At 41.9% G+C, this 21,109-nt stretch carries 22 protein-coding genes; 13 read left to right on the top strand and 9 right to left on the bottom strand.

Features of this window, described 5'->3' with window-relative positions:
- Nucleotides 1–32: 32 nt before the first annotated feature.
- The 3 genes from GVN16_RS20685 (at nucleotide 33) to GVN16_RS20675 (ending at nucleotide 3,968) form a co-directional block, all read left to right on the top strand.
- On the top strand, nucleotides 33–1,166 hold the full coding sequence (locus GVN16_RS20685) for an outer membrane beta-barrel protein (RefSeq protein ID WP_166565846.1): 1,134 nt from the start codon (nucleotides 33–35) through the stop codon (nucleotides 1,164–1,166).
- A gap of 288 nt (nucleotides 1,167–1,454) precedes the next feature.
- Entirely contained in the window at nucleotides 1,455–2,573 is a 1,119-nt protein-coding gene (locus GVN16_RS20680; protein ID WP_166565845.1) for an outer membrane beta-barrel protein, read from the top strand.
- 261 nt (nucleotides 2,574–2,834) lie between these two features.
- Nucleotides 2,835–3,968: a hypothetical protein gene (locus GVN16_RS20675; protein ID WP_166565844.1), complete on the top strand. Its 1,134-nt coding sequence runs from the start codon at nucleotides 2,835–2,837 to the stop codon at nucleotides 3,966–3,968.
- Nucleotides 3,969–4,025: 57 nt separating this feature from the next.
- On the opposite strand, the gene trxA is transcribed toward GVN16_RS20675, so the two are convergent.
- From trxA to GVN16_RS20660, 3 genes are all read right to left on the bottom strand, one after another.
- Nucleotides 4,026–4,325, bottom strand: a complete 300-nt coding sequence (trxA, locus tag GVN16_RS20670; RefSeq protein WP_166565843.1) for a thioredoxin — start codon at nucleotides 4,323–4,325, stop codon at nucleotides 4,026–4,028.
- Between the two features lie 194 nt (nucleotides 4,326–4,519).
- Nucleotides 4,520–4,900 (bottom strand): DUF983 domain-containing protein, encoded by a 381-nt coding sequence (locus GVN16_RS20665; protein WP_166565842.1) that lies wholly within the window; start codon nucleotides 4,898–4,900, stop codon nucleotides 4,520–4,522.
- Between the two features lie 21 nt (nucleotides 4,901–4,921).
- Nucleotides 4,922–5,743, bottom strand: coding sequence for a sulfite exporter TauE/SafE family protein (locus GVN16_RS20660; RefSeq protein ID WP_229244272.1), 822 nt, complete (start codon nucleotides 5,741–5,743; stop codon nucleotides 4,922–4,924).
- 221 nt (nucleotides 5,744–5,964) lie between these two features.
- Between GVN16_RS20660 and GVN16_RS20655 the strand changes: the two genes are divergently transcribed.
- Both GVN16_RS20655 and GVN16_RS20650 read left to right on the top strand, forming a co-directional pair.
- A complete protein-coding gene (locus GVN16_RS20655; RefSeq protein WP_166565841.1) occupies nucleotides 5,965–6,651 on the top strand; it encodes a molybdopterin-dependent oxidoreductase in 687 nt (228 codons plus the stop codon).
- 344 nt (nucleotides 6,652–6,995) lie between these two features.
- Nucleotides 6,996–7,715, top strand: a complete 720-nt coding sequence (locus GVN16_RS20650; protein WP_166565840.1) for an outer membrane beta-barrel protein — start codon at nucleotides 6,996–6,998, stop codon at nucleotides 7,713–7,715.
- A gap of 121 nt (nucleotides 7,716–7,836) precedes the next feature.
- Here GVN16_RS20650 and GVN16_RS20645 read toward each other — a convergent pair whose 3' ends face one another.
- Complete coding sequence (locus GVN16_RS20645) at nucleotides 7,837–8,304, bottom strand: hypothetical protein (RefSeq protein ID WP_166565839.1); 468 nt, start codon at nucleotides 8,302–8,304, stop codon at nucleotides 7,837–7,839.
- A 207-nt stretch (nucleotides 8,305–8,511) separates the two neighbouring features.
- Between GVN16_RS20645 and GVN16_RS20640 the strand changes: the two genes are divergently transcribed.
- Entirely contained in the window at nucleotides 8,512–9,567 is a 1,056-nt protein-coding gene (locus tag GVN16_RS20640) for a 3-oxoacyl-ACP synthase III family protein (RefSeq protein ID WP_166565838.1), read from the top strand.
- Nucleotides 9,568–9,614: 47 nt separating this feature from the next.
- Here GVN16_RS20640 and GVN16_RS20635 read toward each other — a convergent pair whose 3' ends face one another.
- Entirely contained in the window at nucleotides 9,615–11,009 is a 1,395-nt protein-coding gene (locus GVN16_RS20635; protein WP_166565837.1) for a PLP-dependent aminotransferase family protein, read from the bottom strand.
- A gap of 246 nt (nucleotides 11,010–11,255) precedes the next feature.
- Here GVN16_RS20635 and GVN16_RS20630 point away from each other — a divergent pair, with 246 nt between their 5' ends.
- The 7 genes from GVN16_RS20630 (at nucleotide 11,256) to GVN16_RS20600 (ending at nucleotide 16,539) form a co-directional block, all read left to right on the top strand.
- Nucleotides 11,256–11,720 (top strand): cupin domain-containing protein, encoded by a 465-nt coding sequence (locus GVN16_RS20630; RefSeq protein WP_166565836.1) that lies wholly within the window; start codon nucleotides 11,256–11,258, stop codon nucleotides 11,718–11,720.
- A 44-nt stretch (nucleotides 11,721–11,764) separates the two neighbouring features.
- Entirely contained in the window at nucleotides 11,765–12,064 is a 300-nt protein-coding gene (locus GVN16_RS20625; RefSeq protein WP_166565835.1) for a DUF6804 family protein, read from the top strand.
- A 116-nt stretch (nucleotides 12,065–12,180) separates the two neighbouring features.
- Entirely contained in the window at nucleotides 12,181–13,014 is an 834-nt protein-coding gene (locus GVN16_RS20620; RefSeq protein WP_166565834.1) for a S1 RNA-binding domain-containing protein, read from the top strand.
- A gap of 4 nt (nucleotides 13,015–13,018) precedes the next feature.
- The gene (locus GVN16_RS20615) at nucleotides 13,019–14,116 is read left to right on the top strand and encodes a Nif3-like dinuclear metal center hexameric protein (RefSeq protein ID WP_166565833.1); all 1,098 of its coding nucleotides are present in this window, start codon (nucleotides 13,019–13,021) and stop codon (nucleotides 14,114–14,116) included.
- Between the two features lie 58 nt (nucleotides 14,117–14,174).
- Nucleotides 14,175–14,921: a zinc ribbon domain-containing protein gene (locus tag GVN16_RS20610; RefSeq protein ID WP_166565832.1), complete on the top strand. Its 747-nt coding sequence runs from the start codon at nucleotides 14,175–14,177 to the stop codon at nucleotides 14,919–14,921.
- Nucleotides 14,922–15,116: 195 nt separating this feature from the next.
- A complete protein-coding gene (locus tag GVN16_RS20605) occupies nucleotides 15,117–16,199 on the top strand; it encodes an aminotransferase class V-fold PLP-dependent enzyme (protein WP_166565831.1) in 1,083 nt (360 codons plus the stop codon).
- Nucleotides 16,200–16,290: 91 nt separating this feature from the next.
- The gene (locus GVN16_RS20600) at nucleotides 16,291–16,539 is read left to right on the top strand and encodes a type B 50S ribosomal protein L31 (protein ID WP_166565830.1); all 249 of its coding nucleotides are present in this window, start codon (nucleotides 16,291–16,293) and stop codon (nucleotides 16,537–16,539) included.
- 41 nt (nucleotides 16,540–16,580) lie between these two features.
- On the opposite strand, the gene GVN16_RS20595 is transcribed toward GVN16_RS20600, so the two are convergent.
- The 4 genes from GVN16_RS20595 to GVN16_RS20580 form a co-directional block, all read right to left on the bottom strand.
- Nucleotides 16,581–17,462, bottom strand: coding sequence for a DMT family transporter (locus GVN16_RS20595; protein WP_166565829.1), 882 nt, complete (start codon nucleotides 17,460–17,462; stop codon nucleotides 16,581–16,583).
- 85 nt (nucleotides 17,463–17,547) lie between these two features.
- Nucleotides 17,548–18,288 (bottom strand): GNAT family N-acetyltransferase, encoded by a 741-nt coding sequence (locus tag GVN16_RS20590; RefSeq protein ID WP_166565828.1) that lies wholly within the window; start codon nucleotides 18,286–18,288, stop codon nucleotides 17,548–17,550.
- Nucleotides 18,289–18,601: 313 nt separating this feature from the next.
- The gene (rsgA, locus tag GVN16_RS20585; RefSeq protein ID WP_166565827.1) at nucleotides 18,602–19,534 is read right to left on the bottom strand and encodes a ribosome small subunit-dependent GTPase A; all 933 of its coding nucleotides are present in this window, start codon (nucleotides 19,532–19,534) and stop codon (nucleotides 18,602–18,604) included.
- A gap of 485 nt (nucleotides 19,535–20,019) precedes the next feature.
- On the bottom strand, nucleotides 20,020–21,099 hold the full coding sequence (locus GVN16_RS20580) for an NAD-dependent epimerase/dehydratase family protein (RefSeq protein ID WP_166565826.1): 1,080 nt from the start codon (nucleotides 21,097–21,099) through the stop codon (nucleotides 20,020–20,022).
- Nucleotides 21,100–21,109 lie beyond the last annotated feature (10 nt).

Below are 21,109 nucleotides of genomic sequence, written 5' to 3'. Positions count from 1 at the left end.
AGTTTCGGTTTTACAACAAAACCATCGTTAATATGAAAAACAAATTCCGGAACTTAATCATTAGCTCCGCCATGCTTACTGTTTCCGCCGCCAGCTTTGCCCAGACTGAAAAAGGAAAAAGTATCGTAGGAATTAATGCCAGCATTTATTCTTACAATGTTAAAGCCAAAGGAGCCTCCAATGAGACCATAGCCCGCAATTCCAGTCAATTTATAGAGCTCAATTATGGAAAATTCGTCAGGAAAAATTTACTTGTGGGCCTGGGAGCTTCATTTTCTGCAAGTCAGCTTAAAAGTGGATTTCCATCCGCCGATATTTCGTCTAACGCCACAGGAATAGTGTTTTCGCCGGGGATCAGACAATATTTTGGTAACAATGGCAATTTCACCTTCTTTGGTGGAGCTTATTACAGTCTTGGTTTCGTCAAGACAAAGTCTGAAGGTGTAAATGCTTCTCCTGATCAAAAATCCATCACGTCTTCGCTCACTGCTGAATTGGGCATGAACTATTTCATAAATCAGAATTTTGCCCTGGAAGCCAAGATATACAACAACTCAGGCCTGATAAACCTGACAAATAACAGCAGTGGTTTAGCCTTCGGAATTAAATACTGGCCTCAAAACACCACATTTACGCCCCTGGAAGAAAGCGAAAACACTTTTAAAAACTGGATCATCGGAGTTGATGTAAACACCCGCAAAGAAAAGACACAAAATGCCTTTGATATTGAAACGACAAGTTCAACAACACAAGCCGAAATTTATGCAGGTAAGTTTATTGGCTCAAAAAAGAATCACCTGGTGGGACTAGGCCTGGGAAGAGAAACTAACAAAAATAGTTCCGGTGGTAATTCTAATACACACCATCGTACTATCATTACTCCTTTTTATGAATATTACTTTAAGACTACCAAACTGACTCCTATCGCTAAAATCAGCAGTTCGTTCTCAATATTCAGCAGTTCTCAATACTTGTTATATATGGAAAACAGTGCAGACCTTGGATTGGCTTATTTTGTAAGCGATCATTTTCTGGTTAAGGCTAATTTTATTCATCTGGGTGCCAACTTTCAGCGTCAAAAAAATGGCCCTCCCACATATGTCGCCAATCAATTTCACTTCAATATATTTGACAACAGTACTTTGGGACTCGCTTATAGATGGTAGGCTTATATACTAACTGCTAACTTCTGATATCACATTAAAAAGGGGAACATTTCAATGAGAATGTTTCCCTTTTCACATTCCTGTTCACTGTTTATTTTCTAAGTCTCCGATTTATTATATTCTGTTAAAAACAACTGCCAGGTGATAGTAAAAGCTGTACTTCCTTCTACCACTCAAACCAAACCGGCCATATAATTATCATTTTATTTCTGAATTTCAAGTTACTTTTTCATAAAAGTATAGTCATAAAAGGTAACAAATGTTATACAAAACCATACTTAATTTCAAATGAAAAACAAACTCAACAACTTGCTTGCCTGTTCCGCCCTTCTTGCTCTTTCAACCAACAGCTTTGCTCAGACTGAAAAGGGAAAAAGTGTGATCGGTTTAAATGCACAAATTTATTCTAACAAAGTCTATGTAAATAATTCTGAAAATGGAAGCATTATCCGGAATTCCAGTCAATTCATAGATTTGAATTACGGAAAATTCGTTAAGAAAAACTTACTGGTTGGATTAGGGGCTTCTTTTTCAGGAAACCAGTCGGAAACAGGAATTCCAATTTATAATGTCTCGATAAAATCATCCGGTATTGGTTTTTACCCGGGTATAAGGCAATATTTTGGACGCAATGAAAACTTCTTATTTTTTGCCGGAGCATACTACAGGTTAAACTTTGGTAAAACTGAGTCCAATCACTCCGACGTTCCCGACAGCAGATACATCACCTCCTCATTCAATGCAGAAGCAGGCATGAATTATTTTTTGAGTAAAAATTTTGCTTTTGAAGCCAAATTCCACAATACGACAGACCTGACCGGTATAAATGACAACAACACAGTTTTGGCCTTTGGCATCAGGTATTGGCCCAAAAATACGGCATTTAAATCCCTGGAAATAAGTGACACCACTTTTAAAAACTGGATCACCGGAGCAGATGTAAATACCAGTAATGTAAAAACGGACTTAAGTACAAACAACAAAGATCTGAAATCCACCTTTCAGATATATGCCGGTAAATTTACAGGCTCAAAAAAGAACCACCTGGTCGGGCTGGCAGTAGGAAGAAAAAACAGTAAAGTTATTCATGAAACCTCTACAGAAGCCAGCCACCAGACCATCATTACTCCTTTCTATGAATATTACTTCAAAACAACCAAACTAACGCCGGTAGCCAGGCTCAGTAGCTCGTTTTCCATCTTCAGCAACGCTAAATCCCTGCTATTCATGGAAAACAGTGCGGAACTCGGCTTAGCTTACTTTCTGAACGACCATTTTCTGGTCAGGGCAAATTTTATCAGGCTAAGTACGTTTTTCCAGCGGTATGGCCACGGAAGTTTAAAAAATAATCAGTTTGACTTCAGTGTATTTGACAACACTACTTTGGGACTCGCTTACAGGTGGTAAGCTTTCATCTTAACAGTTAATTATACGATGGTTTGCCAGAAACAAAAAAAGGGAAACATTTCAATGGGAATGTTTCCCTTTTTAATCACTTAAATTTTGATAAATACGGCTCCATTAAATCGCAATTATTAGCGATGCTATCTCTATTATCATTTAATAACAAAAACTAATTAATTCTCTTCAATTTCTAATCCTGCTCTTTAGACTTTCCAAATCCGTTTATCTATCTTCGTTGCATTATTTATATCTTGTTGTTACTTCATGAAGAACAAAAACATATTCTTTTATTTTTCCTTATTCTTAATTTCAACAAACGCCTTTTCACAGACTGAAAAAGGAAAACTAATTATTGGACTCAACTCTCAATTAAACTATTTGCAGGGAGACTACCATTTCCAGAACTCTTCGGTAGGTTTTATCGATAAAAACGACATCTTTTCTCAAAAATCTAATGTCTTTTTGGGAGTATTTCTAAAAAAGAACTTTTTACTGGGCTTTAGCTTCGGAAGCAGCTTTGAAAACCGCAAAGTTACTCCAGATGAATCCAGAAACGAAAAAACAGATTCCCGCGAGTTTACATTACAAGCACGACAATATTTTTATTATAAAAACAATCTGTTCATGTTTACCGGTGCCGGATTCAGGTTTAAGTCAGGAAAGTTTAATGAACTATACCCTTATGACAAAACGATCAAAAGTTCCGATGTCACTTCTTTTGGAGAAGTCGGACTGAATTATCTCATCACTAAGAAAATCGCTTTTGAAGCCACTGTCACTCCATCAGCTTCTGTAAAAGACTTTAATGGAATCAAATGTAGTTTTGCCGTTGGTTTGAAATACTTCCCCGGCAATAAATCCTATTTCTCTGAGGAAGAGCTAAATATTGATCATAAGAACTGGTTAGTTGCTGTAAGATTCGGAAGTTCGAACTCACCGAAAAAATATACTTATCTTGAAGAAAGGATTTTGCTTACAGAATATGAAGTCAGTGTCGGAAGATTTTTAGGCCCAAAAAGAAACCATACAATAGGGTTGGCCCTGGGCGTCTCAACTACTAAAACAAACAGGTGGGGAGATCAAATAAGAGGAAAAGGACTCATGATTACTCCAGCTTACGAATATTTTCTAAAAACAAAACGATTAAGTCCTTTCATTGGAATATATGGCTCTTTTCTGATAGGTAATTCAGGAAACAATGATCTTACCTCAAGTCAGAGGTTGTCGCTTGGATTGGCTTATTTTCTTAAAGACCATTTCCTTATCAAAGCCAACCTGATCACTTTATCAACTTCATTTTACAATAGACAAGATTGGGATTACCACGATTGGCATTACTCTTCTTTGGACTTCAACTTATTTAATTCGAGTTCAATCAGCCTGGCTTACCGCTGGTAAAACAAAACAGCCCGCCTCAGTTAACCTGAGACGGGCTGCTTAATTTAAAATCCTTCCTTACAAAAACGGCTCCACTGCTTTCTTCAGCTGCGGTACCATCATGGCTCCCGACTGTCTGAATTTCTGCTGCCCTTTCTGGAAAACCATGATCGTAGGGACACCCGAAATATTGAACTTGCGTTGCAGGGCCGGGTTCCTGTCTATATCTATTTTCACGACTTTAACCTTGTCGCCCATTTCTTCAGCAAATTGGTGTAAAGCCGGACTCATGGCCTTGCAAGGCCCGCACCACTCGGCAAAAAAATCGATCAAAACCGGGGTCTCAGAGTCTATTAATTCTTCAAATGTTCCGTTCATCTTATTTAGTAAATGTTTAATCTTCAATGATTGAATGCCAATTCTTTCCTGGCTAGATAGAATTAATGATTTTTCTCATTCTTAAGTTCCATTATCCGACTAAACACTCATTTTCCCTATCCCGTCCTTCTCCGTTTTCCCCTTTCTCCTATTCCGTCTTCCTTTTTCCTTCCTCCTTTTTCCACCCCCCTAAACTATTTTGCTCCTCTCTTCTCAGGATCGTACTTCACCATAAACATGATCCAGATAGACCTCGACAGCCTGAAAATAATCGGGGTCAGCAATCCGGTAAGGGCCACATATCCACCAATAAACCATCTCCAGTCTACCATATCTTCAAAAAACAGGTAATAACTCGTAATAGCCGTCACGAATAAAGCGATATTGAACATATAAGAAATATACATGGCACCATAGAAAAACCCGTTTTCACGCTCATATCTTAATCCGCAGTTCGGGCAGTGGGTATGCATGGCCAGCATTTTGCCCTTGGTATACGGGTTTTTAGCTTCAAACAATTCTCCTTCCCCACATCTTGGGCACTTTAGTTGCAGTGCCGTACTCAGGTTTCCCATATCTTCGTTATATTATGTTAACTATTTAAAAAAAGTCTCTTTTACCAGAATCCAGGCTCCCAACACCAATACAAACCATCCGAATCCGCTCTTCAGCTTATCATTGGGAATAAACCGGGCCAGGTAACTTCCGGTCAGTATTCCGGCGATGGTCAGGGAAGCAAACTTCACAAAAAACAATAAGTCAATCTCCGCTCCTGCCAGCACATCGCCCAACACCCCGAAAGCAGAATTAATTGTTATGATAAACAGCGACGTACCAATCGCCTTTTTCATGGGCAGATGGGCAAACAACACCAGGGCAGGAATGATCATAAAACCTCCTCCGGCACCCACAAAGCCCGTCAGAACACCCACCACTATCCCTTCCAGGAAAATGAAAACGTAATTTACTTCTTTTTCTACCAACTGCTTTGCTTTCTTCTTATTGACGATCATGGAATACGAAGAAATAATCATCAGAATGGCAAAAACCAGCATGATCATGTGGTCTTTTTCGAGTGTAAAGACGCTGCTCCGGAAGACCGTGTCAGGCATGACCGGCAAAACGTACCTTCGCATCAGCAACACCATCACAAAAGCCGGGAAAGAAAAAAACAAGCCCTTTTTGACATCCACGTTCCCCTTTCTGAAATAGTCCAGAGAACCCACCAGGGCGGTGGTTCCGACAATAAGCAGGGAATAGGAAGTGGCTTCCGTAGGCGTAAAGCCCATCACATATACCAAAACAGAAATAGTCATAACTGCCCCGCCAGCCCCGGTAGTACCCAGGGTAACTCCAATCAGAAAAGCAAATATGAACCCTAAAATATCCAAATCCGAAGTATTTACATCTACCCCCAAAATAAGCCCATTTTTATAAAAATTACTAATAAAAAGGGGGTAATTAACACTATCTATATCAACCGGCAGGGTTTTCAGGCCGAATGTTTCCTGAAGGTACTCTTTAATTAATTATATTTTTATCCACTAGGGCTTGTAGACTAAAGAACAAAAAGAGGTTTCATTCTGTTTAAATCATAAGTAAGCGTATCTTTATACAGACATTTACCTCCGGTACCAACATGGAAGACAAACTCGACAGGATCATTGACGCCAGGATGAAACTCAAGGCAAGATTTGAGGAGAAAATTAAAAATACACCTTCGATTGCAGACGAAAAGCCCATGGGAAAGGGCCTGGTAAACCGTCACGGTATGCCGCAGCTTCCTGTAGGCCAGACCCGCACCGAAAAATGGCCTGTCCTTGATCTGGGCTATCATCCGGAAGTAAGCCTTGATCGCTGGAGGCTTATTATAGACGGTGAGGTAGAAAACCCTGTTACCTTGACCTGGGCCGACTTTATGGCCTTGCCCCAGACAGAAGACACGAGTGATTTTCACTGTGTCACCACCTGGTCTAAAATGGACATGCCCTGGAAAGGCGTACGATTACTCGACCTGGCAGCCCTGGTTCAGGTAAAAGATACTGCTACACACCTTTTGTGTTATGGCTATGATACCTACACCACCAATGTATCCATTGAGGAGGCCCTGAAACCCGACGTGCTTTTGGCTCATACCGTTTATGACGAACCGCTGGCCCTCGAACACGGCGGCCCGGTGAGAATGATCACTCCGCAGCTGTATGCCTGGAAAGGCTCAAAATGGATCAAACGAATCAAATTTCTCCCGAAGAACGAATTAGGATTTTGGGAAGAAAGAGGATATTCCGATACCGCCTATCCTTGGAGGAACGACAGGTACTCCTGAGAAGAAAAACCCTGTTTTTCCGGCTATTCTTTTTTTCTCTTCATTTTCTTCATTTTAAACCGGGCTGAAAAGCATCCGGCCGGTTCTCTCCGGAAACCAATCTCCAGTCACACCACATGCACATTTCTGCAAGACAAAAATATTTACACCTTTTTTTGAAAAATTTCACACAATCATAAACAACTAATAATCAAACACTTAATTCAATATACATTGTTTATTTCCGGACTTAAAAGCTATCTTACAAATAATATTCCTGTATTCCGTGCAACCTTTCTACCGGCTTTTTACATCTTCCTGTCAAATAAATCATCCGGAAAGAGCCGGCATAAATACTGAAAAAAATGAAAAAGCTATTAAAAAAATTATCTGTTATTGCAATTACATTAATTACTGTTAATCAGGCATTTGCACAAGACCCCGATTTTGACAAAGAAGGACACACTGAGTACCGTGAATATCACAAAAACAAGAAACCGCACAGCCTGTTCTCAAAAAGGGATTTTGGATTATATTTAGGTCTGAACACTTTCTACAAACCTGACGGCACCCCGGAGCTGAAGGATTTTCCATCCAGGTATGTGGCCCTTCAATGGAGAAAAAACCACAAGCTAATCACCGGAAAACAAATGGATGTGGCCCTGGGCACCGGACTGGAAGTAGGCTGGAACAATTTCATGCTGAAAGAAGACGAAAAATTCATCAGCATCGGCGAGGTCTCCACACTGACCAACACAGACAAGTCGTATGAAAAAGTAAAATTGGTTAGCACGACCCTGTCAATCCCGGTAATGCTGCAATTTGGTTTCAAAGAGAGTGATTTCAGATTTGGAATCGGAGCTTATGGCGGTATGAGGGTCAACTCTTATCAGAAATTCAAACAAAACGACGGCGACAAATTCCGTGAAAAAGAAGACTTCAACCTTCGTAAATTCAATTACGGTCTGACAGCCGAAGCGGGTAAGGGAGACTTCAGGTTATTCGTTAAATATGACATCCTGCCTGCGTTCAACGATGCCAACCCTATCAACGGCAACACGATATCATTCGGTGTAAGGCTTTAAAAAGACCTCATAAAAAGAAAGCACGTGAACAATTTCACGTGCTTTCTTTTGTTATTGACCAAATGTCTGTTCAGAATTTCTTCATCCTTTTTTATTCACCTTTGTACGTCCTCCCAAATCCCTACAATACTTCCTTAGGCTTGGTTGTAATTTCAGCAGAATCTACAGGTCCTATTACTTTTGGAGGTTCCGGTTGAGGAAACTTCTCGATCACCGGCTCCTGAGGTTTCGCTTGAAAAAGGACATCGATAATAAAATATTTTGTTTCACCGTTCCAGGGGAATTTCAAAAATTTCTCTTCATAAACCAACGAAACACGCTCCCCGGTAGCCAAAGCTTTTTTAAGTTTAACCACTACAGAGTCTTCTTTGGCAGAAAAATCCCAGTATCTCGGGGTCAGCGTTCCTGTTTCTCCGGAATATCCGCCTTCATTGAGTACACCTTCATTAGTTTTGAAAATATACCCCCTTTCACTTAATTTGGAGATGGTTCCCGCCCTTTCGCCGGAAGAGAAGTAGCCGGTACTTACATACCATAAAATGCCGAAAATAGCGAGTATAAATAGTATAAGGAATATTCTTAATTTCACAGTGGTAAAAATTTTAAGTTAAAACTATTACAAATCAAATCAAATTACGCTAGAAATTCCAAACTTTGACAAAAAAATAACACGGGGCTGTTTTGCCGGTATCGGGCTTCGTGTATTCTGAAAATTAAATTATAACATTTTTAAGAAATTATAGCATATTATTATGCAAATGAATTAATTTCGCACGTTCAAAAAAAACAAACGAAAATGCCAAGTTCAAAAATAGCAGGAATAGGATTTTATGTGCCGGATCAGGTAGTTACCAATGCTGACCTGATGAAATTTATGGACACTTCTGATGAGTGGATCCAGGAAAGATCAGGAATAAAGGAAAGAAGATATGGCAGAAAAGGGGAAGAAACGCCCACTACCATGGCTGCAGCCGCTTCTAAAGTGGCCTGTGAAAGAGCCGGAATCAAAACCAACGAAATAGATTTTATCATTTTTGCCACCCTCAGCCCGGATTATTATTTCCCGGGTTGCGGCGTTCTTCTGCAAAGGGAACTGGGCATTACCAATACCGAAATCGGGGCCCTGGATGTCAGAAACCAATGCTCAGGATTTATCTATGCCCTTTCAGTAGGTGACCAGTTCATCAAAAGCGGCATGTATAAGAATATCCTTGTAGTAGGAGCAGAAATGCACTCTATGGGATTGGATTTCACTACCCGTGGCCGTAACGTGGCCGTTTTATTCGGGGATGGTGCAGGGGCTGTGGTGCTTCAGCCTACCAATGAAGAAGGCAGGGGCATCTTAACCACCCATCTGCACTCAGACGGTACACATGCAGAAGAGCTGGCTTTGATCAGCCCGGGTTCGCACGGAGGATACCACCTTAAAGACGTCGATTTCGGATTCCCCGATGTTGAATTGGGAGAGATTTTTGTTTATCCCAACCTGCTTGAAAACAAGACGTATTACCCCAATATGAACGGGCAGCTGGTGTTCAAAAATGCAGTAACAAAATTCCCGGAAGTTATTTTCGAAGCCCTGACCAAAACAGGGCTGAGTACAGAAGACATTGACCTGCTGGTGCCTCACCAGGCCAACCTCAGGATAGCCCAGTTTGTACAGAAAACCTTGAAACTTCCTGATGATAAAGTATACAACAACATCATGAAATACGGCAATACCACGGCGGCCTCTATTCCGATTGCCTTATGTGAGGCCTACGAAGCCGGTAAGGTCAAAGAGGGTGACCTCATTTGCCTCGCCGCTTTCGGAAGTGGGTTTACCTGGGGATCGGCATTGATCAGATGGTAATCAGACATAAAAAAGGAGAACGGTTTCGTTCTCCTTTTTTATGTCACTTAAATCACCTTGGCTATTGAAATGAGGCCTTCCTCCAGCTGGCTTTCAGAAAGTGACGCGAATCCCATTCTTATGCCGTAAATATGTTCTTTAAAGCTGAATTTGTCAGGTGTATTGATCTGGACACCCTTGCTCAGCAGGACCTTGTTTAATTCAAACAGGTCCACCCCGCTCCTGGGTTTTATCCAGAACGCCAGGCCGCCGTCAGGTTTCTTAAACTCCACTTTATCCCTGAGGTGATAAGCCAGCAAGCTTTCGAAAAAATCACGCTTTACTTTATAAGCCGCAATGGCTCTTTTCATGTGCCGCCTTATTTCACCCGATTTGATCAGTTGCAGTATGGCCTGCTCCATAATGCTGTCTCCCTGCACATCGATGATCTTACGGAGAGAACCGGTTTTTTTAACAAACTCGGCGTCACTCACCAAAAAACCCATCCTCAGCACCGGGGCCACCATTTTACTCAGGGTCCCGATATAAATGTATTTATGGGCATTTTCAAAACTGGAGACCGGCAAGAAGGCTCTCTGATCAAACTGGAATTCGTTGTCATAATCATCTTCTATAATCGTAAAACCGAATTGATTGGATAATTCAATCAGTTTGATCCTGCGTGACGTAGACAAAGTCACAGTGGTCGGGAATTGGTGATGCGGAGTCAGATATACTGCCTTGATATTAGGGGTTTTGTAGAGCAGCTGTTCCAGCTCGTCCACGTCAATGCCCTCTTCATCAACACGCACAGGAACCAGTTCTGCACCGGCATGTGAAAATGCCCGCCAGGCAGGTTTGTAACCTGGATTTTCCACAAAAACCACGTCGCCCTCTTCAATAAGACACTGGGCCGAAAGGAACATGGCCATCTGGCTTCCCCGTGTAATGCAGATCTGGGAAGACGACACATTCATTCCCCTGTTAAAGTTCAGCATCTGAGCCGCCGCTTCTCTGAATTCCTCATCTCCAAGTCCGGAATTATACCCCAGCATCTGCCACCTGGCATTCCTGTTCAGCAGTTGCCGGTAGACACGTGAAAGTTCTTTCATAGGGGCCAGCCGGGCGTCGGGCAGGCCATCATCAAAATAGATGTGGGCCGTCGTGGGTTTCACCGGAAGAAGTTTGGCTTGTTCTGAAAGCCTGAATTTTTCTGAAACAAAAGTCCCTTTCCGCTCTCTTGAAATGAGCCAGCCCTCGGCGATTAAAATCTCCAGGGCTTCAATGACAGTATTCCTGTTTACTTTCAGATTTTCGGCCAGCCGCCTTCCTCCCGGCAGGGCGTCTCCGCTTCTCAGTTTCCCTGATTTGATTGCTTCAATTACCGCATCAGCAATCTGTAGATACACAGCTTTGTTAGCGGTTCTGCTGATTTCGATATTCAACCTCCATGGTCTAAGCATCTGGATTTTACGTTTTTAATTTTTCACTCCCCAGTGGATGGGACAAGGCCGTTGATTACCTTGAATACACAATCATACTAAAATAAAATTGCTTAAAAAAGTAAAAACAGGTAAAAAACAAGCTTCTTTTTTAAAGTAAAAAAAGCTGCCCTGGACCAGTAATTTATATCATTTCTGTACCATTCAAGCTAAGAAATAAACATTTAATTTTGTGGCGTTTTTCTTACAACTGCTATACTAATACCTATGAAACTTAACGAAACTCTGACACTGGAAGGAGACCCACATCAAGCCAATACACGTCCAAAATATAAGAAGCCCGAAAGGTTTATTCAGAAAGAAATCGGGAAAACAGCCTCCCCCGCTACTCCACCATTTACACCTGTTAACCTCCCGTCCAAAAACATCAGTATGACCCTGGTTGTATTAGAGCCGGGGCAGCTGACCGAACTCGTCAGGCATACTTATGAAGTTATTTTGTATATCCTTGAAGGAAAAGGATATACGGAGATTGAAGGGGAAGAAGTAGAGTGGCAAAGCGGTGATGCCCTGTATATTCCCAACTGGGCCTGGCATTGTCATCAAAACCTTGACATGAATCACACCGCAAAGTTCATAGCGTGCGATAACTACCTCCAGCTTCATCAGCTGGGCTTAGCCCTTAAAGAAGTGGAAGGAAAAAACACCATGCATTTTACAGGAATACCGTAGTTTTTTTGCAGTGTAAGCTGTAGAGTCATTACTTTTAAGCTGAAATGAAAACTAATATAACTACAACACTCAAGATTGCAGTGGCAATTTTATTGTTAATCTGTCTTTTCAACCTGCCTTATTTACAGGAAAAAATTCTGAACATTATCATATTTTCGGTATTCATTTTCCTGGTCTTTATGTGCTATGGGAACAAAAAAGAAATGCCGGTTTTCGTGCTGCTGGCGATTACCTTCCAACCTTTTTTCATACTGGATCTCGGACAGCAGACATGGAAGATGATCCGGATTATCGTATCTACTTACCTCATCCTGGATTTCTTCAAGGAAACGGAGTGTCAATGAGCACGCCTGCCGGTAGCGGGACAACTAAAAATTATTATTTCCGCCAGGGCCTCACCAATAAATTAGCCTGTAATCTTGGAAAATGACTAACTTTATGCCTTAATATCATTTTTAGCATGAAAGTAGGTCAATACAACACTCTGAAAATCCTCAGAGGCACCAGTGTCGGAATGTACCTGGGAGACGAAGAAGGAAACGATGTTTTACTTCCCCACAAGTATATTCCGGAAAATTCAGAAGTCGGACAGGACATTGAGGTTTTTATTTACCGCGATTCTGAAGACAGGGTGATTGCCACTACACTGAAGCCGCTGATCGAACTCAATAAGTTTGCCTGTCTGGAGGTTGTCGGAGTAAGCCAGTTCGGAGCTTTCGTGGACTGGGGCCTTGAAAAAGATCTTTTCATTCCTTTCAGAGAGCAAAATAAAAAACTGGAACATGGCGACTGGACAGTCGTTTATCTCTATCTTGACGAACAAACCGACCGCCTCGTCGGCTCATGCAAAGTTCATAAGTTTTTTAAAAACAATATCTCCGTCGGCCTCGAGCCGGGGGAAGAAGTCGACCTGCTGGTCTTCGAAAAAACGGACCTCGGCATGAACGTCATCATCAACCACCTTTACAAAGGTTTGATTTATGAGAATGAGATATTTCAACGGATAGCCTGGGGTGATACCCTGAAAGGATACATTAAGAACATCAGGGAAGACGGCAAAATAGACGTTACCCTTCAGAAACAAGGTTTTTTACAGGTCATTGAGCCCAATTCCCAAAAAATCCTCGACTACCTTAAAGCCAATGGCGGTATTTTGCCTTTATCTGATAAATCCGATTCCATCGAGATCATGGAGCTCCTGGAAATGAGCAAAAAGAATTTCAAAAAAGCAGCGGGTAACTTATACAAACAAAAGCTGATCGTCATTGAAGATCAGCAGATCAGATTATTGTAAAACAATGACCATAAGAGACTTAACCACTTACCTGGAGCAGATAGCCCCTCCTTCTTTCCAGGAGAGCTACGACAACTCCGGTCTTTTGACCGGTGATTCCTCAGCTTTGATTTCGGGAGTTCTGGTTTCACTGGACTGCACGGAAGAGGTAATAGAAGAAGCCATTCAAAAAAACTGCAACGTGGTGGTAGCCCACCACCCGGTTATTTTCAAAGGCCTGAAAAAGCTCACCGGTAAAAATTACGTCGAAAGAACCATTATCAAGGCCATCAAAAACGATATCGCCATCTATGGCATCCATACCAACCTTGACAATGTGGCCGGAGGTGTAAATTTCAGAATTGCCGAGGTGCTGGGTTTAAAAAATGTCCGCATACTGGCTCCAAAACCCAACACTCTGATGAAACTGACCGTTTTTGTCCCGGTCGAAGACTCAGGACAGCTGCTTGACGCCCTCTACCTGGCCGGAGCCGGGCAGATCGGCAACTACAGCCAGTGCAGTTTCAGGGTGGAAGGTAAAGGCACATTTACCCCGAACCAGGCGTCCAATCCGGTGATCGGCAAAAGAGGTGAGCCTGAGCAGGTAGATGAAAACCGGGTGGAAGTTATATTTCCCGCCTACCTCAAAAACCAGGTCCTTCAGGGCATGAGAAAAGGTCACAAGTACGAGGAAATTGCCTACTACCTTTCTGTGCTGGAGAATGAAAACCAGGAGGTGGGTTCAGGTGCTGTCGGAGAACTGGGCAGTCCGCTTGCCCATGAAGATTTCCTGGCTCTTCTGAAAGAAAAAATGAAGCTGAAAATCATCAGGCATACTGCATTTACAGGAGAAAAAATAAGCCGGGTTGCGGTCTGCGGAGGCGTGGGCAGCTTCCTTCTGCCCAATGCTATCGGAGCAGGTGCAGATGTTTTCGTAACCGCTGATTATAAGTATCATGAGTTTTTTGATGCCGAAAATAAAATCATGATTGCCGATATCGGACATTATGAAAGCGAACAATATACAAAAGATCTTTTGGTTGAAAAAATATCAAAAAAATTTACTAATTTTGCGACCTGTTTATCACAGACAGATACAAATCCGGTTAGATATTATTACTAAAAGGCCTTAGCTTGTTGATAAATAACAATTTAAGTCCTTTTTCAGATTACATAAGTATATGGAAATAACAATTGCAGACAAACTGGCAAGCCTTCTTGAGTTACAAGACATCGATTCAAAACTAGATGAATTGAGAAAGTTACGTGGCGATTTGCCCGAAGAAGTAAAAGATTTGGAAGATGAAGTGATCGGAATTGAAACCCGTATCTCTAAATTTCAAAAGGAAATAGAGACGGTTGAAGAGGAGATCAACAAGCACAAACTGAATAAAAAAGACTCAGAGAAACTGATCGTTAAGTATAAAGATCAGCAGATGAATGTCCGCAATAACCGCGAATATGATGCTATCTCTAAAGAACTTGAACTTCAGGAGCTTGAAATTCAGCTTTCTGAAAAAAGAATCCGTGAGGCTGAATACAGAATCAAAACCAAGCAACAGGAAATTGATGACACTGAAACATCTTTGAATTCAAGAAAAGCTGTTTTGGAGCAAAAACGCAAAGAGCTTGACAAACTGATCAACGAAAGCCACGAGGAAGAAGAAAAACTACTTAAGCAGAGTGAAAAACAAAGCAAAAAAGTAGAAGACAGACTTTTGAAAGCTTACACGCGTATCAGATCAGGTGCTAAAAACGGCCTTGCCGTTGTAGCGGTTGACAGAGGAGCTTGTGGTGGTTGTTTCAACGTGGTTCCGCCTCAACGTCAGGCTGATATCATGGACAAACAGAAAATCATCATCTGTGAACACTGCGGAAGGATCCTGGCTGATGCCGACATGATCCAGGTACACAGAAAACGTAAATAATCGTATCCGATCTTATAGAGAAGAGGCCTTAACGGGCCTCTTTTTTTGTTTATTAAATTAACAAAACCAGGGCTACCATTAACCCGCCTTCATTACGGCAGAATTTAATGGCTAAAATCTCCATAATATTTAAACTGTAACTCTTCAAAACCTGTTTATTTGCTTAATTTTGCATTTCAATTTCAAAATAAACGGATGGCACGTCAGAACATATTTTTCACTGCAGGTCCTGCAGAATTATATCCTAAATTCGAAACGTTTTTACAGGAAGCTGTTGATCTTCAATTGGGGTCAATCTCTCACAGAAGCGGCCAGTTTAAGAAAATTTACCAGCATACAGACGAGCAGCTGAGGGCCTTAATGAACATCCCGGCAGACCGGGCCATTATGTTTACGGGCTCGGCCTCGGAAATCTGGGAAAAAATTGTTCTGAGTTGTGTCGAGCACGAGTCATTCCACCTCGTCAACGGCTCTTTTTCTGAAAAGTTTTACAAATACGCCTTAAGTCTTAATAAGCACGCCCAGAAAATGGCGAAGCCGCTGGGAGAAGGATTCAGCTACCAGGAAACCGAAGTGCCTGAGTATGCCGAACTGGTTTGTATCACCCAAAACGAAACCAGCACCGGGGTGCAGATGAGAGAACCTGACATTCATAAATTGAAAAGAAGTCACGGATCTAAATTGTTTGCGGTTGATATGGTTTCCTCTGCTCCAAATCCTGAACTCGATTTCTCGCTGATTGACACAGCCTTTTTCTCCGTCCAGAAGGCCTTTGGACTGCCCGCCGGACTTGGTGTCTGGATCGCCAACGAAGCCTGTCTTGAAAAGGCCGTTTCGCTGAAAGAAAAAGGCATTTCCATAGGAGCTCATCATGATTTGCCCACCCTCTGGAAAGAAAGCAGGAATTATCAGAACCCGGCCACCCCGAATGTATTCGGCATCTACCTTCTCGGAAAAGTAGCCGAAGACATGAACAAAACAGGGATTGCCAGAATCAGGAAAGAAACCGAAGAAAAAGCTAAAAGGATCTATAAGTTTTTCGAGAAACAGGAAGGATACGCTGTTTCGGTAACCAACCCGGACCACCGCTCAAAAACCGTAGCCGTCATCAATACTGAAGGACCATCTTCTGAAATCATCGGAAAACTTAAAGAAAAAAACCTGATCATAGGCTCCGGATATGGCCCTAAAAAGGACACCCAGATCAGAATCTCAAATTTCCCGGCCAACACCCCGGAACAAATTGAAACCCTGATCAATACGATCGAAAATATTTAACTTAATTTGCAAATATTTTTGGCTTCTGAAAAATAATTTTTAACTTTGCAGCCCGATTGAAAAGATAAAGAGGAATTAATACGATAAAAAAATGAAACAAGACATTCATCCGAATTACAGACAAGTTGTATTCTGGGATTTAACTTCAGATTATAAATTTTTAAGCCGCTCTTGCGTTGAGACCAAAGAAAATATTGTTTGGGAAGATGGCAAAGAATATCCGGTGTGTAAAGTTGAGGTTAGCTCACAATCACATCCTTTCTATACAGGTAAAAATGTATTGTTAGATACTGCAGGACGTGTTGACAAGTTCAACAAACGTTACGGTGTAAGAAAATAATCTTTTCCCTGAAAAGACATGAAAGAATCCTTCTGATGACCTCAGGAGGATTTTTTATTGAGGAACGGATGCAAAACCAGTGACAGGATGATCAATCCGCCACCCAGATAAAACCCCACAGACATTTTTTCTTTTTCTCCGAAAATCAGCCAGGCCAGCAGGATACCGTAAATCGGCTCCATGTTGATACTCAGGTTCACCGTAAAGACAGACATCTTACGGAACAGATCGATCAGCTCAAGGTAAGGAAACACCGTACAGGCCACTCCCAGCACAAACAACCAGAAGACATCACTGCCCGAAGGAAGAAGATCGGGAACAGAAAGCTCAAAAAGCGGTATAAAAACCGGCAACAATAAAAGTATAGTCAGAAAAGCTCCGCCCAATTCATAGAAATTGATCACCCTGGAATCCATCTCACCGGCAATCCGCCCGTTTAATATAGAATAAAAAGAAGATAAAACCGCTGCCACAAGCCCTATCGCAATACCCGACAAGTAATGGAATTCAAATTTGAATACAAAATAGATGCCGACCACCACTAACAAGCCCAGGAAAACCTCAGAGATCTTCACCTTTTTCCGGTTAATCAGGGGATCAAGCCAGCTTGTAAAAAATGAGGTAGTAGAAAAAGTAACCAGGCTGATGGAGATCGTTGATAACCGGGCCGAGCCGAAGAAGCATAACCAGTGGATCGCCATAATTATGCCTATTCCCAATAAATAAAACAGCCTTTTTCTTTCAATGGCAAAACTGATCTTCCTCAGCTTCAGTATCAGTCCGAGGCCGATACTGGCTATCAGGGTCCGGTAAAAAACCACCCCGACGGACGAAACCTGGATCAACTGCCCCAGAATGGCGGTAAATCCGAAAATTAAAACGATAAAATGCAGCTTGAGATAGTCTTTGGCCAGAGAATTCATTCAGTTCTGATAAAAAAAGGTCCGTCTGGCGAAAGCCAGACGGACCTCAGATATGTAAATTAGTCGATACGACCTTTGATTACTTTTATGATTCCGTCAATTGAGCTTTGTTTTCCTTCTGACTCAGAAGGCCGGCTTTTTTTTTTCTGCTTTCCTCTCTCCCGAAAAGAATCCTTTGCTTCACACTCATCCAGTGCTCATAAAGCTTGGACTCCTTAAGAAAGTCCCAGATCAATGGCTTCTTGCCCTCATCGGCTCTCTCAGCCACCTCCGCAGGATCAAACTTCATTCCGGTACACAGACAGTGCGAACGGTTGGTCCTGGTCAGGATATCGTAGTTAACGCAGCTTGAACAGCCCTTCCAGAAGTCGTCCTCCTTAGGCAACTCTGAAAAAGGAACCGGGATATAGCCTAATTCCGAATTGATCTTCATGACGGCCATGCTGGTGGTCAGCCCGATAATCTTGGCATCAGGATATTTGGTCCTGGACAATTTAAAAGCTTTGGCTTTGATGGCTGTAGCAATACCGCTCTTCCTGTGGCTGGGGTGTACAATCAAACCTGAATTGGCCACGAATTTGCCGTGATCCCAGGTTTCGATATAACAGAACCCTACCCACTCTCCGGTATCTGTAGTAGCTATAACGGCTTTCCCCTCCTTCATCTTTTCCAAAAGATACAAAGGAGACCTTTTGGCGATACCTGTCCCCCGTGCCTTCGCACTGGATTCCATCTCTGCACAAATGGTTTCGGCCAAACCTGCATGTTCAATAGTTGCTACCTGAACAATATAGTTATCAATAACAGTCTTTTCTAATATATTCATCGTCGTTTGTGAGGGCTAACCTCTGGAAGGAGACGCTGTATCCGTGATTGTAAAATGGTAAATAAGAATAAAGAAGAGGAACAAAGATATTCGCCTTAAGGCAAACGTCTTTTTCATTGGGTCCTTGCGGACCTAAGTCGTCGAAATGGCGTTATGGCAAGATTTTGCTTTTTCATTGTTTTCAAAAAACGATACAAATATATCACTATTAACAATTAGCGAGCAAGTTTTTAATACTATTTTTTGTTAAGGAAATGTTACAGCTGAGCCTGTATACTACAAACAACTCATAATGAAGCCGTTACAATCCGTCTTACTTTCTGTTGTCTTCCCCTGAAAACATACTCAGATAACTAACATATCTGCTCTCTGCAATAGTTCCCTCCTCTACCCCGGCTTTTACAGCACATTTGGGTTCGTTGATATGCAGGCAGTTATGAAACTTGCATTCTCCGATCAGGTCCCGCATTTCAGGAAAGTAATGCCCCAGCTCTTCTTTCTCAATATCTACCAGCCCGAGCTCTTTAATACCCGGAGTATCGATAAGGTAAGTATCCTCAAAAATTTCAAACATCTCAGCAAAGGTAGTCGTGTGTACGCCCTTGTTGGCAAAAGTGGATATCTCTGAAGTACGCAGGTCAAGATCAGGTTCCAGCTGATTAACAAGACTGGATTTGCCGACACCCGAGTGTCCGGAAATCAAAGTCACCTTGTTCATGATTTTTTCTTTCAGCAGCTCTATCCCTACTCCTTCAGTAGCAGAAGTAGAGATACAGTCATACCCCAGGCCTTTATACAAGCTCTCAAGCTCTTCCTGGTAGGCTACAGCCTCTTCAGACAAAAGGTCAAGTTTATTAAATACAAGAAGAACGGGAATCCGGAACGCCTCAGCAGTAACCAGGAATCTGTCGATAAACCCCAGCGAGGTTCTTGGAAAAGTCAGTGTTACAATCAGTACAGCCTGATCAATGTTGGCTGCAATCAAATGTCCGTGTGAAGCTTTGTGAACCGACTGCCTGATGATATAATTCACCCTGGGTTTTATTTCGAAGATAATGCCGGTTTGTTCCTCCACATCCTCAATCTCAAAACACACCCTGTCTCCTACCGCAATAGGATTGGTTACTTTCAGTTCCTTGATCTTAAACTTGCCTTTCAAACGGCATTTGAAGAAGGTAGACTCCTCGTCCCTGACTTCATACCAACTTCCTGTAGATCTGAAAACTATGCCTTCTTTTTGGACCAAAATTTGTAATAATTTAATTTTTCTAAGTTCAACTTAATATTTTCTTAAAACAAAATTTAAACCATTTAATAAAATTCAAGTCTAATAAGTGGTCTAAAAATTGATTTTCGACAACAAAACGACTTATTTTGTCTTAAGCATTTAAAAAAAATACCGTTAAATAATATTTTAAGGTAATTTTAAGCTGTTGTTGTAACAAATTAATATAAAATGCTGTTAATACAACTAAGGAACAAAAATACATTTAAAAATTTACAATTATGAAAAAGGGAGTATTATTCGGATTGGCTGCTTTGGCAGTAGGCGTGGTTGTTTATAGCTTGGGAGGCAAGAAAACCAAACCTTCAGCTACGACATACCGTCCGTCATATAAATAATTTTGGGAAATTGTTGTAAACAAATATTACCAGACTTATTGGTCTATTCCGGGCCAGAAACACACTCGGCTTCCACCCCGGAACGTCAGACTAAAACCGCGTGCCTTTTCACTTCAGGATGGGCTCCAGGATTTCTTTGTTTTCTCTCAGCCATTCAGTGATTTCCCGTACGATCTGATCCATTCCGATCTCAGGCTTCCAGCCTGTCATCCGGGTTACCTTTGAGTTGTCAGTCACATACAATCTGATATCAGCGGGTCTGTTTTCTGTTACTTTCTGAATAGGGATGGTATTGCCTGTATGCCTGATGCATAATTCTGTCAGTTCCTGCAATGAAGCACTGACCTCTACCCCGCCACCGGCGTTGAAGATTTCACCGTTTATTTTATCAATGTTCTGTATCTGCCAGTCTACGAGCCTGTAGAGGTCTTTAACGTGCAGCATGTCGCGGGTTTGCTTGCCGCTGCCGCCATATCCGATATAAGAAAGCTGCTGATTAAAAAAGTGGCGGGCTACCCAAAGTACCATCACTCCCTGGTCTATCTTACCCATTTGCCAGGGACCGGTCAGTACACCACAACGGTTAATGACCGTTTTAAGGCCGTAAAACTCCTGGTACTCCTGGATGATGAGCTCGGAGGCCAGCTTGGTGGTTCCGTAAAGTGAACGGGCTCCGTTCAGCGGGAAATCTTCCGCAAGTCCTTTAGATGAAACTCCGGGTATCTTCTGGTCATCCGATAAGGCAAACCTGGTTTCCTCTTCCACAAAATCGAGGGTTTCGATGTTTTTGATCGGATAAATCCGGCTGGTGGAAAGGAAGATAAACTCCGCCTTGCATTTGACAGCATAATTGAGGCAATTAACAGTACCAAAAAGATTGGTATTCATCAGGTAGTCAGGCGAAGAGCCGTTGATTCCTGCCAGAACAGATGGTTCGGCAGAAGCCTCAATGATGGTATCAGCTACGGGCAAAGCATCAAAGTCTTCTTTATTTCTGATATCCCCGTGCACAAAATGAATTCCGGCCTTGGCCAGCCTGGGCAGGTTCAGCTCAGATCCTTTGCGTTTGAGGTTATCGAGACAATAAATCTCCCATGAAGGGTAATTTTGTTTAAGTTCTATGGCAAGAGCAGACCCGACAAATCCGGCACCGCCTGTAATGACAACTTTTTTTGAATTTTCAGACATTGATCTTCTT

The organism is Emticicia sp. CRIBPO (genome assembly GCF_009905725.1).
GTDB lineage: Bacteria > Bacteroidota > Bacteroidia > Cytophagales > Spirosomataceae > Leadbetterella.
The sequence above is the reverse complement of the archived record's forward strand: the minus strand, read 5'-3'. Positions and strand labels throughout refer to the sequence as shown.